The 16,234-nt window shown below is 46.2% G+C and carries 15 protein-coding genes; 12 read left to right on the forward strand and 3 right to left on the reverse strand.

The window, feature by feature from the left end:
• Window positions 1–25 precede the first annotated feature (25 nt).
• From TJ79_RS07980 to TJ79_RS07995, 4 genes are all read left to right on the forward strand, one after another.
• Window positions 26–1,252: an RtcB family protein gene (locus TJ79_RS07980; RefSeq protein WP_040949763.1), complete on the forward strand. Its 1,227-nt coding sequence runs from the start codon at window positions 26–28 to the stop codon at window positions 1,250–1,252.
• A 149-nt stretch (window positions 1,253–1,401) separates the two neighbouring features.
• Window positions 1,402–1,881: a hypothetical protein gene (locus TJ79_RS07985; protein ID WP_040949764.1), complete on the forward strand. Its 480-nt coding sequence runs from the start codon at window positions 1,402–1,404 to the stop codon at window positions 1,879–1,881.
• A 143-nt stretch (window positions 1,882–2,024) separates the two neighbouring features.
• Entirely contained in the window at window positions 2,025–2,930 is a 906-nt protein-coding gene (locus TJ79_RS07990; RefSeq protein WP_040949765.1) for a carbohydrate kinase family protein, read from the forward strand.
• Between the two features lie 30 nt (window positions 2,931–2,960).
• Window positions 2,961–3,602: a GyrI-like domain-containing protein gene (locus TJ79_RS07995; RefSeq protein WP_420319379.1), complete on the forward strand. Its 642-nt coding sequence runs from the start codon at window positions 2,961–2,963 to the stop codon at window positions 3,600–3,602.
• A gap of 85 nt (window positions 3,603–3,687) precedes the next feature.
• On the opposite strand, the gene scfB is transcribed toward TJ79_RS07995, so the two are convergent.
• Both scfB and scfA read right to left on the reverse strand, forming a co-directional pair.
• On the reverse strand, window positions 3,688–5,076 hold the full coding sequence (scfB, locus tag TJ79_RS08000) for a thioether cross-link-forming SCIFF peptide maturase (protein ID WP_040949767.1): 1,389 nt from the start codon (window positions 5,074–5,076) through the stop codon (window positions 3,688–3,690).
• 93 nt (window positions 5,077–5,169) lie between these two features.
• The gene (gene scfA / locus TJ79_RS26585) at window positions 5,170–5,319 is read right to left on the reverse strand and encodes a six-cysteine ranthipeptide SCIFF (protein WP_081756779.1); all 150 of its coding nucleotides are present in this window, start codon (window positions 5,317–5,319) and stop codon (window positions 5,170–5,172) included.
• A gap of 281 nt (window positions 5,320–5,600) precedes the next feature.
• Between scfA and TJ79_RS08005 the strand changes: the two genes are divergently transcribed.
• Window positions 5,601–6,071 carry a GNAT family N-acetyltransferase gene (locus tag TJ79_RS08005; RefSeq protein ID WP_052339389.1) on the forward strand — a complete coding sequence of 157 codons (471 nt, stop codon included), beginning with the start codon at window positions 5,601–5,603 and terminating at the stop codon, window positions 6,069–6,071.
• 13 nt (window positions 6,072–6,084) lie between these two features.
• Here TJ79_RS08005 and TJ79_RS08010 read toward each other — a convergent pair whose 3' ends face one another.
• Complete coding sequence (locus TJ79_RS08010; protein WP_040949768.1) at window positions 6,085–7,497, reverse strand: PQQ-dependent sugar dehydrogenase; 1,413 nt, start codon at window positions 7,495–7,497, stop codon at window positions 6,085–6,087.
• A 115-nt stretch (window positions 7,498–7,612) separates the two neighbouring features.
• On the opposite strand from TJ79_RS08010, the gene TJ79_RS08015 reads away from it, so the two are divergent.
• The 7 genes from TJ79_RS08015 to TJ79_RS08045 all read left to right on the forward strand — a co-directional run bounded on the left by TJ79_RS08015 (window position 7,613) and on the right by TJ79_RS08045 (window position 16,166).
• The gene (locus tag TJ79_RS08015) at window positions 7,613–7,930 is read left to right on the forward strand and encodes a hypothetical protein (protein ID WP_040949769.1); all 318 of its coding nucleotides are present in this window, start codon (window positions 7,613–7,615) and stop codon (window positions 7,928–7,930) included.
• 102 nt (window positions 7,931–8,032) lie between these two features.
• On the forward strand, window positions 8,033–9,058 hold the full coding sequence (locus TJ79_RS08020; protein ID WP_040949770.1) for a phosphotransferase family protein: 1,026 nt from the start codon (window positions 8,033–8,035) through the stop codon (window positions 9,056–9,058).
• Window positions 9,059–9,151: 93 nt separating this feature from the next.
• Window positions 9,152–9,859, forward strand: a complete 708-nt coding sequence (locus TJ79_RS08025) for a DNA alkylation repair protein (RefSeq protein WP_040949802.1) — start codon at window positions 9,152–9,154, stop codon at window positions 9,857–9,859.
• A gap of 299 nt (window positions 9,860–10,158) precedes the next feature.
• A complete protein-coding gene (locus TJ79_RS25800) occupies window positions 10,159–11,571 on the forward strand; it encodes a helix-turn-helix domain-containing protein (RefSeq protein ID WP_162162934.1) in 1,413 nt (470 codons plus the stop codon).
• Between the two features lie 192 nt (window positions 11,572–11,763).
• Complete coding sequence (locus TJ79_RS25805) at window positions 11,764–12,738, forward strand: copper amine oxidase N-terminal domain-containing protein (RefSeq protein WP_052339391.1); 975 nt, start codon at window positions 11,764–11,766, stop codon at window positions 12,736–12,738.
• A gap of 316 nt (window positions 12,739–13,054) precedes the next feature.
• Window positions 13,055–15,139 carry a M6 family metallopeptidase gene (locus TJ79_RS08040; protein ID WP_052339392.1) on the forward strand — a complete coding sequence of 695 codons (2,085 nt, stop codon included), beginning with the start codon at window positions 13,055–13,057 and terminating at the stop codon, window positions 15,137–15,139.
• Window positions 15,140–15,314: 175 nt separating this feature from the next.
• Window positions 15,315–16,166, forward strand: a complete 852-nt coding sequence (locus tag TJ79_RS08045; RefSeq protein WP_040949771.1) for a serine/threonine-protein kinase — start codon at window positions 15,315–15,317, stop codon at window positions 16,164–16,166.
• Window positions 16,167–16,234: the final 68 nt, after the last annotated feature.

The following is a 16,234-nucleotide window of genomic DNA, read 5'->3' on the forward strand; positions in this document are numbered from 1 at the left end:
TAATGTAAGGAGTGAAACAAGTAAAATGGCTTATCAAACCATACAAGGCGTTCGGGTTTGGGGAACCCCGCAACCGGATGCGCTGTCCCAGGCCAAAACATGCGCGGAGCATGGAAATGTGGTGCAAGCTCTGCTCATGGCAGATCATCACAAAGGGTATAGTCAGCCAATCGGTGGTGTCATCGTATATGACGGGCAGATATCACCGTCTGGTGTCGGCTACGATATCGCTTGCGGCAATAAAGCGGTTCGGACGAATCTCTACGCGGCAGATATTAAACCGCGCTTGTCCGCCATAATGGATCGAATTGCACGAGACATTTCTTTCGGCGTTGGGCGCATAAACAGTGATAAAGTGGATCACGATTTATTCGATGATCCGGATTGGACCGTATACGCCGCTGTTGGAAAAGATGTTCATAACAAGCTGAAGGCATTGGCCCGGGATCAGTTGGGTACAGTCGGCAGCGGCAATCACTTCGTCGATTTGTTCGAGGAAGCGGGGACGGGCCAGCTATGGATCGGGAATCATTTCGGAAGCCGGGGATTCGGCCACAAAACGGCCAGCGGATTCCTCAACTTGACTGCCGGACGCGACTTTCTCGCCAATGCACCGGGAGAAAGCATGGATCAGCCGCCAGTGCTGCTCGATTTGCATAGTGAGCTTGGCGACATGTACTACCGTGCCATGAAGCTAGCGGGACGTTACGCTTATGCCGGCCGGGATTATGTTATCGAACAAGTATTATCGATCATCGGAGCAGAGTGCACCTTCGAAGTACATAATCACCACAACTTTGCCTGGCAGGAGTCGCATAACGGGAAAGATGCTATTGTCGTCCGGAAAGGAGCGACACCATCGGCACCGGGCCAACTGGGTTTCATCGGAGGGAGCATGGGGGATATTTCTGTCATCGTGCGAGGTAAGAATACGGCTGAGAACCGCGATTCTTTCTACAGCACTGTGCATGGAGCCGGACGGATCATGAGCCGTACCCAAGCGGCTGGGAAGATGAACTGGAAAACCCGTACCCGTTCCGGCGGACAGATCTCCATGAAGCAAATGACCCAAGCCGTCCGTGATTTCGTCGTTGAATTGCGTGGTGCGGGAACCGATGAAAGTCCGTTTGTATACCGGAAGCTCCAAGACGTGTTGGATGCCCATGCGGAAACGATTGAGGTGCTGCATGTATTGAAGCCGATCGGAGTTTGCATGGCGGGAGCGGACGAGATCGATCCGTATAAGGATTAATAGAGACATTGGCTTTTTCAATTTTTTTCGCTTATAATACGTAGATAAACTTGAATATTTGGTGCGTATAATGGATAAGCACGGGACTTTTCTTTAAAGTCTCGTGCTTATTTTTTTGCTCCAAATACCAAAATCAGGAGGAGAGAAATATGGATTTTTACATGAAGCTGCCGCGTAACAAAAAGGAATTTGCGCTATTTATGGCTGTCATCTCAGTCATTTCCGTCAACATGATTGCCCCGCTAATTACCGCTTTTGAAGTGGGCTTTTCCATGGATACTTGGGGTGACACGATGAAGGTGATTCCGTCTATTTGGTTTGCCGTTGTAGCGATTGTATTGATTACCTATAAACCTGCCGAATGGTTGACTTCCCGGGTTGCGAAAAAGGGGGATAGCTTCGGTGCTCATATGATGGTTAACGTCGTTTTTTCGGTATTGCTCATGTCCATTCTTTTGACGGTTATCGGCACCTGGATTGGGAGCCGTCATATCAGCATGGAGCCGATTCATTTGTTTTTTTACAAATGGCCGCGTAACTTCGCTATTTCTTTCTTCGTGGAAGCTTGGATTGCACAACCTATCGCCCGGCTAGTCATGTTAAAGCTGCATCGCTATCAAGATTCGTAAGAACAAACCGAACAATATTAAAACCGGATACGGAGCCCTAACTCAAACCTTGTACCAGTTGCTCGATTGGGATAAATTGAAAAGAGATCCATGTGGGAGCAGCATTCGTGGAAAAATGAAAATCCGATTGAGGTGGGGTAGGGATGCAGAAGCATGATGTTTATCTGTATGGAATGACGCTGGTCACGACCATGTACTTGCTGAAGGACGATTTTCCGGAAGCGGATGATTACCGCGAGATCAGGGAGAGTCACGTTTTACCTGGAGGCGAAACCGGGAGCTGCTCGATCGTGTTGGCATCTCTGGGGTGTTCCGTCAAGGTGGACGGCAACTATCAGGGGAGGAAAACGACAGAATTGTTGCAAAAGCATCTCGTTGGACGATTCCAGGTGGATATGACGCCGGTTTATGATGATCCGACGTTCGATGGCGTAGAGGATATGGTGATCATCGCCGGGCATACAAGAAACAGCTTTGGTGCATTTAACTCCTATTTTTCCGCCCCCGTAAAAAGGTGGAATACTCCTGTTAGAGAAGATATCGCGAATGCGGATGTCGTGGGGCTTGACCCCTTTTTCATGGAGCAATCCGAACTTGCCGCCCGAATCTGCCATGAGCTTAAGAAGAAATATGTTACCATCGACTGCCGCCCCGAAACCGTTATGCATCGGTACTGCGAGGTAAATGTCGTGTCGAGCGAGTTTCTGAGGAGATCATATCCTGATCAGAATGCGGATGATGTGTTCAAAACTTATACAGACAGCACCGACGGGCTTGTTATCTTCACCTTCGGTTCAAGAAAAATTATGTACGGCCGAAAAAACGAACCCATTCGTCGCATCACGCCCTACAAGGTAAAGGTGGAAAGCACGCTGGGAGCAGGAGACAGCTTCAAGGCCGGTGCCATTTACGGTGTTTTCAAGAAAATGCCTGATGAGGATATCGTGAAATTCGCGGCAGCGACGGCAGCGTCAGTGTGCAGCCGCTTTCCGCTCGCCTTGAATCCTCCGACGCTTGAGAGCATTGCCGAGCTCATAAACCGGGCCTAACTAACCATATAATTGAATTCCTTCGTTGAGGTGATAGCAATGGCGTTTGACTACAAAAAAGAGTATAAAGAATTTTATCTCCCAAAAGATAAGCCGGAAATCATTGAAATCCCGCTGATGAATTTCATTGCCGTTCGTGGCAAAGGGGATCCTAATGATGATGAGGGCGAATATAAAAAGGCCGCGAATCTTCTCTATGGAATAGCTTACACCATTAAGATGAGCTATAAAGGCGCATATAAAATAGATGGTTACTATGAATATGTCGTTCCGCCATTGGAAGGGTTCTGGTGGATGGAAGACGTTCAAGGTGTCGATTACGGCCGAAAAAATGAATTTCAGTGGATTTCCATCATCCGGCTTCCCGATTTCGTAATGAAGGAAGATTTTGACTGGGCCATTGCGGAAGCAACCCGAAAGAAGAAAGAAGATTATTCAAAAGTTGAGTTTTTGACCTATGAGGAGGGCTTATGCGTTCAATGCATGCATATCGGTCTCTTTGATGATGAACCAGAAACGGTACGAAAGATGGATGACTTTATCGTGATGAATGGCTATGAAACGGATATTTCCGATAAACGGTACCATCATGAAATTTATTTAAGCGATCCCCGCAAGTGCAGCCCTGAAAAGATGAAGACGGTCATCCGGCATCCCATCAAAAAGCGATAGAACGGTGGACTTGCAGAAATGGAAAACATAGATTGAAGTTCGCTTAAAAATAAGGCCCCTTCGTCTATGACGAGGGGCCTTTTGATTAACTGTTTTCCATCGCCCGGATCGACTCGGCAACCTTTGCCATCATGGAGCATTCCACCCGTTTGCGGAAGATATCACAGCTGAAGCGATCAACTCCGTTGATGGAACCCGTGGCATGCAGGTTGTTGGCGGGGCAGCCGCCGCTGCAGTAGAGTTTGGCCCAGCAATCTTTGCATTCCGGCTTAGAGTAGCAGTTGCTCTCTTTGAACTGGCATTGCAAGTCAGATCTTGTAATCCCATCCCAGATGTTCCCCATGCTGAATGCTTCATCTCCGACGAATTGGTGACAAGGGAAAAGTTCGCCCCAAGGCGTAACCGCGAGATATTCCGTTCCCGAACCACAGCCGGTGATCCGTTTTTGAATGCAAGGGCCTTCCGAGAGGTCTAGCATGTAATGATAAAAAGTAAACCCTTTGCCTTGCTCCCCGCGCTCAATCATTTCTTTTGCGAGAATTTCGTACTGGTTGAAAATGTCCGGAAGTTCCCGCTCGGTCAGTGCATAGGGTTCCGTTTTGTCGCCGATGACCGGTTCCATCGAGAGCTTGTCAAAACCGAGGTCTGCGATGTGGAGAATGTCGTTGGTGAAGTCGACGTTGTTGCGGGTGTAGGTTCCCCGTACATAATATTCCCGGTCGCCGCGCTTTTGGACAAACTCCTGGAACTTCGGAACGATATGATCATAGCTGCCTTTGCCGGTAAGGGTTGTGCGCAGCCGGTCATGAATTTCTTTTCTACCGTCCAAGCTCAGTACGACGTTGTACATTTCTTGATTCAAAAACTCGGTAACCTCATCGTTCAACAGCATGCCGTTTGTGGTGAAGGTAAAGCGGAACGTTTTTTTGTATTCTTTCTCCTTGCTTCTTGCATACGCCACAATCTGTTTGACCACGTTCCAGGCCATAAGCGGTTCTCCGCCGAAAAAGTCGATGTCCAGGTTGCGGTGATGACCCGAATGCTCCAGCAGGAAATCGATAGCTTTTTGTCCAACCTCATAACTCATGAGAGCACGGTCACCGTTATATTTTCCCTGGCTGGCAAAGCAATAGTCGCAGGATAGATTGCAGGTATGCGCGACATTGAGGCAGAGGGCTTTAATGTACGTTTTCCGGTTTTTCAAATCCATGGAGAGATTCTCATACGCATCGTTTGTAAAAAGCTGCCCCGTGTTTTTAAGCTCTTCCACTTGAACGATCGTTTCGCGAATGTCCTCTGCGGTAATGTCCGAATCACCCTCGTATTTTTCCTGCAGCATCGCCAATATTTTTTCCTGAGAATTTTGCTCAAAGAGCTCGATGATTTCATAGGCCAGGTCATCCACAACATGCACCGAGCCGCTATAGGTGTCGAGTACGATGTTGTAGCCGTTCAGTCGATATTGATGAATCATACTTGCGAATCAAGCTCCTTTAATCTATATGGTCAAACGGTAATTAAAAAATAGAAGCCCATCGACAAAGCAATGGGCAGTGAAAACTCCAACCTATTTGTTCATTGCATTTTCACAATGCTGGTTTGCAACGCCGCAGGATGTTTTGCAAGCGGATTGGCAAGAGGTTTGGCATGCGCCGCAACCACCGTGTTTTGCGGTATCTGTCAGGTTGCGGGTGCTCAGTGTTACGATTCTTTTCATACATCTAACTCCTTTTCCATTTGATTCGTACAAAAATATTGCACAGGATATCATTTTACTTCCTGAAGTAGGATAGCAGCAGAAACGGAAGATCATCAATCAAATAGGTCACACCTAAAAAAATGGAAAAGGAAATTTTGGCTATAATCAAACAGAGACTTATGAGGAAATGGTTTTATTGATAATATGGTCGAAGGTACAAATATTGGAAGACAGGGTGGATTAGTATGACCATTAGGTCACTGAAGACATCCAGATGTAAATCGGAAGGGGTATTTGATATGGACATTTTGAAAACGAACAGATTAAAACTCGTGTGCCTGACATACGAAGACATGTGTCAGTCAAAAGAAAATGGAAATGAACTGGCACAGGATTTTGTTAACGCATACGATTATCATAAAGCGCTTATCCAAACTGGCAAGTTTCATGAAAAAGATTTACTGTGGTTTCGTTTATGGGACATCGTGCAGATAACTGATTCTATACCAATTGGCGGAATATGCTTTAAAGGGCCTGCCAACGATAAGGGACAGGTTGAAATCGGATACGGAATTTCTGATGAGTATCAGAATAAAGGATATGCAACAGAAGCAATCAGAACGATTATAGAATGGGCAAAACAGCAAGAAGGCGTTTCTACCGTTATGGCGGAAATTGAAAAGGTTAATCTCCCATCTCAGAGAGTTGCAGCGAAATGCGGGATGAACGTTTTTGATGAGAATGAAGAAAATCTATACTGGTTGGTATGATTCTAGAACGAATTCACGGGACCACTTCAAAAACAGTGCCTTGGTTAAAATCGGTCACATTCATAGAGCCGTAAACCCCTAAATAGAGTTTGGTTTGATTGAGATTCGCTCCCAAGCTCACGAAAAGAGCGGATTGAGAACCGAAGGGATAATCGGTCTCGATTACATCATAATCGTTCAATTTACAATCGGACCTCGTTCTGGTATAAGCTAACACACCCTTAGCCGGAGTTGAGCCTTTTCGAAGAAGATCGCTAAACACAACGCATCCCGCCAATTCGGGGAGCTCATTCCCCATATAGGGCATGACTCTTGTCAGTGCGGTACCTCCAAATTTTCCTGGGCGGGAATCGTCGTGAAAATAACTTAATAATGGCGGCATTCGATGAATGGATGTTGCTACGGTTTCATTGTAATAAGCAAGGGTTCTCTCGTCCAAAGCCGGATTTGCAGAGCAGCCCTTTTTTATTGAAGTAGGGAAGACGCCCTCCCACCCCCGCCAGCCAAAGTTGATCATATCTTTGTGTTCCGCACTAGAATGCGATAATGAAGCTTGAACAAGCTGAGTAACCGGTATTGGCTTGTACGTGACGAATGAGAAAATCGACTCCACCTGTTCCTGCCCGACATTCCCTACATATTTGACGTATTGATTGGGAGAAATCCTTTGAAAGGAAATGCCGGATATATTGCGGATCCCTTTGGCTATAACCGCCAATGCTCCTTGAACGGATGCAGGGAGTTCGTGAAAACGGGTAACGACGGGCGGATTCTCGATAAATGGATATTTATTTACGTCTATTTCGATTATTTTACCGGCAATCTCCATATCATCCTGGCTCAAATTGAAGGGATCATAGCCTGCTCCGCCATCTCCGGTTGTTAAAACGAGTTTTCCTGTCTCCGGTGAAATGTTCAGGCTGTTCACGCCATTATGATTTAAAAAAGGTCTTCTTAAATTGAGTAGGGTGCGCCTTTTTCGCGGTTGGCCATTCGTTTGTAAACTCCATTCCTCCACAGTATCAATATGGTTATATTGGGTTTCCCGATTTGTCCACGTTAAGTTCAGTGTTTCAGGATCACAGGGGTTAGGCTTAAACGGTCCGGTTAGAGCGCTTGGACCCTCTGTACCGGCTACTGAATAATGGATATAAAATAAGCCGTTATAATAAAATGCAGGGTGGAACGCAAGTCCTAGCAAACCGCGCTCATCATATCTGCCGCCGGGAGTGCCCAGTTTCAAGATTCTGGCGCGGATGTCCAGAAACGTTCGGATTACTCCGTTTCCTATGTAAAAGATTTCTCCCGGCTGGGTTGCAATAAATAGCCGTTCAGTGGTGTCGCCTGGGAGGAACGTCGTTTTTAAAACAGTGGGCAAGTTGATTTTACTCACAATGGGGCGTAAATTTACTTTAACGTTTTGCAACTGCTTATACCTCCTTTCTATTTGATTTCCTTTAAGAATATGAGTAGATCTGTTCCATTAGCACCGAATGAAGCCCAGTGAATCTGAGGGGTAGAATTGAAGAGGTGGATGAAAAATGATAGCAAGAACGTGGCATGGGTTAGTTCCGATTGAAATGAAGGATGCATTTGAAAAGTATGAAATGGAAACGGGTGTAAAAGATACCTCGGCAATTAAGGGAAACAAGGGAGCCTATTTGAAAATTGTGGAGCAAGGAGAATATGCCCATTTTTTTCTATGTACGAAGTGGGATTCGATGGAGAGTGTCCTTGCATATGCCGGTCCCAACCCAACCATTGCCGTTACCTATCCGGAGGACGAGAAATACGGCCTGATTTCAGATCCTATCGTCATTTTGCAAGAGGTATTCGACGACAAAAATCCCTTTCTGTAGATGACTCTGATATGAGCATATTTGGTAATTTTATGCAAGGAATCAGCAATTCTTTCTCCTAATCCCATTGTAAAATGGTATTAATATGGAGGAGGCGGTCATATGCAAAACGATAACATGAAGGCGTCTGGCACAAATGAAACAGTTGTACGGTCGTCATCAAAGTTTCAGCAGACAGAGGAAATACTGAGGATTATGGCGGAACGGGCGTTGGGGAAGTCTGTTAGGAGTTTTCGTTCGAAAGAACTTGGCGGCGGGATGTGTAATGCCGTCTATCTGGTGGAAGCGGATGTCCTAAAGTTGGTTCTGAAAATTGCCCCAGATCCATCTGTGATCACGATGAGACACGAGAAAGATAGTATTTTGAATGAAGCAAACATGCTTAAGATTTTTGAAGAAAAAATCGATATTCCCGCTCCTAAGTTGATCTATCTCGATACTTCCGATGACGTTTGCGGTGCGCCTTATTTTTTTATGAGTTTCATGGAAGGGACTCCTCTCATGACCATGGCGGAGAAGCCTCCAAAGGAATTCATATTCGAACTAAAAAGGCAGATCGGTCTCATTTGCAGAAAGATCAGTTCACTTCAAGCGGAATCCTTTGGAATTCCGGTCATGCCTGAGACGTATCGAGACAATAACTGCGACTTCATTCTTACTCTATTTCGTATGCTTTTGCAGGATGCTTCAGACAAAGAGATAGAAGTACCGGGCATAAGTCATGATGAACTCCTTGCTTTGATAGAGGCAGAGCGCGACGGGTTGAATGAAGTAAAAGTGCCATGCTATATCCATACGGATACATGGGATGGCAATCTCATGGTGAAAGAGAACAGGCTACAGGGACTTATTGATTATGCGGCCGTTCTGTACGGAGATCCGCTAATGAATCATGATTTTCACGATTTTGGCGATCCCTGCGAGGCTTTTCTTGAAGGCTACGGGAAAACAGAATTTACGCATAATGAGTTAATCCGCATCTCGATATATAAAATTTGGCAGCGCCTGGGTATGATAGTGGAGCGCGGCTACCGGAATTATGAAGATAAGAACCAGTATGCATGGGTTCTTGGAGAGTTTACGAATGAAGTTGATCATTTCAGAATGCTAATTTCAAAAAAGATTTGATTTGCGTTAAACTGGTGCTGAGACTTGCAGTAAGGCGAGTCGGCCTGGATTTGCATGAAGTCGGGCTCCGAACGGAAGGGAGCGAAAAAAGCCATGGATTTCGAAACGGTTATGCAAGCGCTTGAAGCCCTCGGCAAGGAACGCACCAAGAAAATCTATATCTCCAATGGCGCGCGGGAACCGTTATTCGGCGTGGCGACGGGTGAGATGAAGCCCATAGCCAAGAAGAACAAGCACGATCAACCGTTGGCTGAGCAGTTATATGCTACGGGGAACTATGATGCTATGTATTTTGCTGGAGTCATTGCCGACCCGAAAGCGATGACCGAAGCGGATTTCGAACGTTGGATCGATGGGGCCTATTTTTACATGCTGTCCGACTTCGTGGTCGCCGTAACTTTGGCGGAGACGGATATCGCGCAGCAAGTCGCCGACCGATGGATCGCAAGTGGTGAGGAACTAAAAATGTCGGCGGGCTGGAGCTGTTATTGCTGGCTGCTCGGCAATCGCAAGGACAGCGAATTTGCCGCAAGCAAGCTGGCCGAGATGCTAGAACTTGCGAAACGCACGATTCACGACGCACCCGAACGGGCCAAATTCGCGATGAATCAATTTATCTACACGGTGGCCGTCTCCTATGTGCCGCTGCACGATTTGGCGGTTGAGACCGCCAAGGCCGTAGGGCCAGTTGAAGTTCATAAGGACAAGCCCAAAAGCAAGTTCATTAATGCCTCTGATAATATTCAAAAGGCCATCGACAAAGGGCAACTCGGCTTTAAACGCAAATATGTAAGATGCTAAGCAGATTGGAATAAATGCAGAAAAAACAAGCAAAGTTCCTATACGGTTTTCACCGTTAGGAACTTTGTTTTTTCCAGCGTTATTTGATCGCAGAGGATTAAGCTTAGCAATAATCGAAAAGATTAAGGGGAAAAGCACAAGGATTCGCGAACTTTGATCGGACTTACATTTGATTATATCCGGCTAGATTAGTCATAAATCCACTTTTGCTGTGATTTATAGTTAAGCTGTACGATGGACAAAAAAATGCAGGACTCCCTGTAGAAAGGAGCAGAACAGTAGTGACATGGATGAAACGAATGGAAAAGATTCTTGACTATATAGAAGAGCATTTAACTGAAGCAATCGACTTTGATGAAATAGCGAAACTGGCTTGCTGCTCGAATTACAATTTTCAGAGAGTATTTTCATTCTGTATGGAGATTCCACTGGCTGAGTATATTCGAAACAGAAGAATGAGCGCAGCGGCTGACGAGATCCGTACTTCTGATATAAGGATCCTGGACCTTGCCGTGAAGTATGGTTATGACTCACAAGAAGCCTTTTCCAGAGCGTTTATGAAATTTCATGGAGCAACTCCTAAACAGGCGAGAAATGCTATTGTTACGCTTAATGTTTGTCCTAAAGCAACACTTATGTTTAAGGAGAGCAGCAAGCCTATGAACATTCAAGCACGAAGCTATTTTTTGGAGAAAAAACCGACAGGGGAACGATTGAAAAATAAGCCCCCGAGTCCGATAACGTTGAATTTTCCGGTCTCTATGTGGTCGTATATGGAGTATGTAGGACATAATTCGAATACCATGCAAACCTACACCTTACTAGCAAACCTGTGCGGAGATACATATAATGCGGGACTAGCCCTCACGGAAGATTATGGTATTCAGTTTGCTGTTGATCAGTTCGGGTATAAGTGTAAAATCTATTCCACGCGGCAAAGCGACAAAAATTATTGTCCGGAAGTGGAATTGAGAGAACGCATCCTAAATGAAATTGCAGGAAACAAAAGGCCTGTTATAGCCGTAAATGTTGTGGATTGCTGTTTTGGAGGGGCTATTGTCGGATATGAAGATGATGGCGAGTGTTTATTGAATTGGGGTTATTTTCCCTTTGATTTCTCCGATAATCCACAGCCAGTACTAACGAAATGCAGAGATTGGTACGGGAAAACGCAAAAAGTAATATTTATTGATGAAGGCTCTGGTTCAAATATTCCTGTCGATCTGAAACAGATTTATATAAACGGTTTGAAAAAGGCAAGCGAATATTTGGGAAATGCAAAAAGGCTTAAGACGGAGAAGTTTTTTCTGGACTGGAGAAACCGATTGATGGAGAACGAACCGTTAATCAATAATGATGTTTCATTAATTGATCCCATGTGGTGTGATTATGCCGAAAAAAGATTCTATGCCGGACAATTTATGCTGCAATTAAAAGCGTTCCATCCGCAATACGAAACAACGTTGAATGAATTATGGGAAATATTTGGAAGGAAAATCAATAGCTTGATGTACGAGTATATTGATAAAGTAGATTTAACACCGGGCGCAGGTTGCGAAAGTATCAATAAAGTGAAATTGAATGACGAAACCATACGTAAAGAAATGTGCGAAATAGTAACCCAATGTGAGGAAGAAGAACGAAAAGCGGCGGAGCTTGTCCGTGATATTATTTTGGAATGGAATGAATCGGATAAAAGAAAGAGCAGGTGATCTCACCTGCTCTTTTTGCTGGTAACCATATAGGTTTTACTAACTGTATCTCTACTTCATTCGATATTAAAACTCTTAGAATTGTGAAAAATTTGTCAAATTATGAGTGGCTATATCCTTTTCTGTAATATAAACTAATATTGTATTGTTTAATTTTGGCAAATGGCCATTACTGTTATTGGAGGGGTTAACGTGAAGTCAAAGAAGTTGCTAGTTGGTTTGTTGATTGGGGCAATTGGAATTGGGGCGGCCTCCGGGGCATATGGGGCTAGTCTGTCGAAGAAAATCAGCGCGATTCAAGATCCGACAGTGAAGATTAAAGTGGACGGCAAAACGCTGGTGCTGGCGGACAGTACGGGAGCGATGGATCCCATCATGTACAATGGACATACCTATGTGCCGGCGAAGTCCGTGGCTGAAGCGATGGGTGGCGCAGTAACGTGGGATGGATCCACCAATTCCGTAATCATCAGCACAGGTAAGGGCACTCAGGATAATAGCATCGGTGATTCTGATCCGGGAAGTACGGTTGAACCGTCCAATACGCCGCAGCCGACGCCGAGCACCACTCCGTCTCAAACAGCCAATACCGGCGCTTCCAGCAAGAACAAAGGCACCTTGAGCGATCCCGTAAGCCTGGGGACTGCGTTTACCTATCATGACTATTATCATTATAAACAAGAAGATTCAACGAACGTGGATTACACGTTCACGATCAACAAAGTGGAGACTATCACCGCAGATGATATCGTTAAGTTGGGCTTCAAGAAACCGGAAAGCGATCCTGAGATTGAGTACCGGATGTTGACGGTTAGCCTCAAGGTCAATAATGCCAAGGTAACGAAAGGCACCTCTTCGAGTGCTACTGGTCAAGGCTATCTCGCCAGTTTCGAGCCTTCTTACTGGGGCGTAAGAACGAATGACTCCGGTAAATCCATCATCGGGGTTAGAGATTATGGGTTTGACGGCTCTTTGAGCGATAACATCAGCGATGTTGTCTACAGCCTGCCTTCTTCCAAAGTTCTTGCTGGTGAATCCAAATCCTACGAAGCAAGCGGGAAAATCATCATTACCGTATACAAGAATGAAACGAACTACTTCATTCTGCAAAAATCGGATTCCGATATGGACTACTACGACCGCTTCATTTATTTCAAACTAAAATAGTTATAGACAAAAAACGTCAGCATGAGTCTACAGCAGGAAGAAGAGAAGCGACCCGTCTTTTCTATCAGGCTGCCCGGATCAGTTATTCCGGGCGGCTTTTTTATCTATCGATAGTTTCCCAGCGCATGTAATGCAGTTATTTGCCGAATTGAGATGCTGGAATTTGACAGCTTCTGGGTCAAAGGTGGTGAGGCTCAAGTCGTTACATTACGTTAATGTCTGGTAGTGGAGGCACTTTCAAATATTTACCTCCTTGTTATGATAGGTGACATAGCCCTTTATGGGCTTGCCACATCAATCAGAGGAGGAGATGTTTTTGGTTAAACGCAAACTTTTCAGTCTGATTTCGTCGTTTATTCTGATCGGCGCCATGGTAATACCCGCTACGACATCTGCAGCGTCGGCTAAGCAGGCAAGCTATAACACGAATCCCAGCGTACTGGATATCGGTACGAAGCTAAGGGCTGACACGCTTGAAAGTGTCAAAGCCGAAGGCCGGCTTGACCTGACTGACAGTAATGTTTCGGCGAAGACCGGCTCTTCCTTAGGCGCAGCGGGTTTGACGCAAGCGGATGTCGGCACTGTCAAGCCATGGTTGACGAATAACGATTACACGGGGCAGTATTCACTGACTAATTTTACCCTGCGTGCCGTAGGAAATTACGGAGAAGTGTGGGTGGCGAACAATCTCAATTTTCCCAATGGGGATCCACGAAACGGCCTCGTTCAAATCACAGACGCTCAGGTTCAGTATTTGCTGAACGAATTCGAAACCCGGATTTATCCTAAAGAAATCGAGTATTTTGCACCTCCTGCCGAACGCAAAGGGGAAGACGGCTATAAAGGCCTGTACAAGGATGACAGCGGCCGCGTCGTCATTCTGATCGACAACATCAAGGACCAAAGCTATTATAATCCGAACTATCCAAGCTACATTGCCGGTTATTTCTCCCCAACGATCAGCGATTTTGCCGACCGTAACGTCATGACTGTCGACGCTTACGATTGGTTGAACCGGACCGGACCGAAATCGGCAAAGCCTTATCTCTACGAAGGCGTATTCGCCCACGAGTTCCAGCACTTGCTTCACCGGGATACCGATCCGGCCGAAGAAAGCTTCATCAACGAAGGCTTATCCGACTTCGCCCAGTACATGGTCGGTTATGGCCACTCTATCGACCATGTGAATGCATTTATGTCCCATCTTCGGAACTCTCTTACCCTATGGGGCGACCAGACGGATCTGCAAATTCTCTCTGATTACGGTAATGCTTATCTATTCGAGCTATACTTGTACGATCATTTTGGCGAATCGTTTATTAAGACCCTGTTCCATGATCCTCACACCGGCATCAGCGGCGTTGAAGATGCTTTGGCGCAAGCCGGTATCAGCAAAACGTTCGCCGAGCTATATGCCGATTACATGACGGCGGTTGTACTGGACAACGGATATCAGGGCGATCCCTCCACCTACAATTTCAACTCAATCGACCTGACTCCCGATTTTACCACTTCGGTCTTGGCGGACAACACCACTCCCGCTTGGGGAACTGATTTCAAAGTGATCACGCCGGATCCGAAGATTGATCATTTGATCTTCCAAGGGCTCGACTTCCTGCGAACCAACTGGACGCCGGTGACGGATCCCCAGCGCGGAACGGTGCTTTGGGGCAATCAAGGGGATTTGGCTGACAATTTCTTGATCAAGGAATTGGATCTGACCGGTCAGACCTCACCCGAACTCAGCTTCGATACGAACTACAATATCGAGGAACAGTGGGACTTCGGCGTCGTTCAAGTGTCCACGGATGGCGGGAAGACCTGGACCTCGCTATCCAATGGAGATACCCGCAGCGATTTAACCGATAATGGTTATCCGAAAATCGCGGCGAATCTGCCGGGCTTCACGGGCAGCTCCGGCGGCTGGAAGACGGAGACGTTCGATCTGTCCGCCTATGCCGGGAAGAAGGTTTTGCTTGGATTCCGCTACTTGACGGACTGGGGCTATAACGAAGCTGGGTGGTATTTGTCCAATCTGAGGTTAAATGGAACCGTGATCGATCCAATGACCGACACCTCGGGTTTTACGAGCCTGGAGCAGGCTACCGGCCAGTATGTGAATTATCAGGTAGAATTCATCGGACTCATGAAGAACTATGACAAGCAAAAAGCAAAAGGACACGATAACCAGGTAAAAGTCATCCGCGTACCGGATCTTATCAATATGTCGGAATCGGATCGCATTGAACTTGGCGACTTGCTCCACAGCTCGAAATACGACCGCATCATCATGATGACGACGTATGCTGCTCCAGAAGGCACCAGTAACAGCGTGCCTTACAATTACGACGTGGTTTTGAAGAATAACGGGAAGAAAAACAACGGAAAAAGCGGAAAGTAAGGTTACGATTCTGCTAGAGGAACTTACGGGATCCGACCGGATCGAAGCAATTTGCTCTGATCCGATCGGTTCTTTTTATTCTTATTTATTCTATTGCATCCTGTTGCCGTATTCCGTTGATATAATGGGGATGAAAGAAAAAGGATGAATCCTCAAGTTCAATTTGGAGGAAGCGATGATAACGCAAACGATTGATGGCATCACGTTCAAAATGAAAACCCCTTATGACTTCGGCTTTTTGCGCCGGTATGGAAAAGTGTTCACGGTGTTTGATGATCAAGATTCCGGCAATATTTGCTTTGGTGTCGAAGGCATTGAAGGTATTGAAGGCGCTGAAGGAGACGGAAAAAAATTGTTTGTCAAATACGCAGGCGCTCCAACGGCGGAATATGAAGGAGAACCGGCAGACGCCATTGCACGGCTTAAATGGGCTGTAGCGGTTTATCAGGACTTAGCCCATCCTCATCTGATTGCATATCGGTTTTCGGAGGAGGTTGGAGGCGGATTCGCAGCCGTTTTTGATTGGGTGGATGCCGAGTGTATGGGAAAGCAGTATCCCGTTTCCCGGGCAAAATTCATGGAGCTGCCGCTCGGTACAATGGAGCGCATTTTCGACGACATCCTGGCTTTCCACCTTCATGTGATCAATCGGGGGTATGTGGCAATCGATTTTTACGATGGCAGTATCCTGTATGATTTCGCCGCGAACCGTACCTATCTATGCGACATTGATTTTTACGCGAAACGCCCAGTTACCAATACGATGGGGAGGATGTGGGGATCATCCCGGTTCATGTCGCCGGAGGAGTTCACCCTTGGCGCGCCAATCGACGAGCTCACCAACGTTTTTCTAATGGGGGCTGTTGCCTTTGCATTATTTGGAGGGGAGATGGATCGCACGTTCACAAAATGGAAGATAAGCACGCCTTTCTATCAAGTTGCCCTAAAAGCGGTGGAGGAAAGTCGCGCGGGCCGGTACCCGACACTCAAAGAGTTTTCGGAGGCTTGGAGAGCGGCAGTGAAGTGAGGGGGCCCTGACTTTGAAAGATCTATTGAGGAAGTACGGCGTAATATAAGCAGCCTGCAGGCGTGCAA

Source organism: Gorillibacterium massiliense, from assembly GCF_000455485.1.
Lineage (GTDB): Bacteria > Bacillota > Bacilli > Paenibacillales > NBRC-103111 > Gorillibacterium > Gorillibacterium massiliense.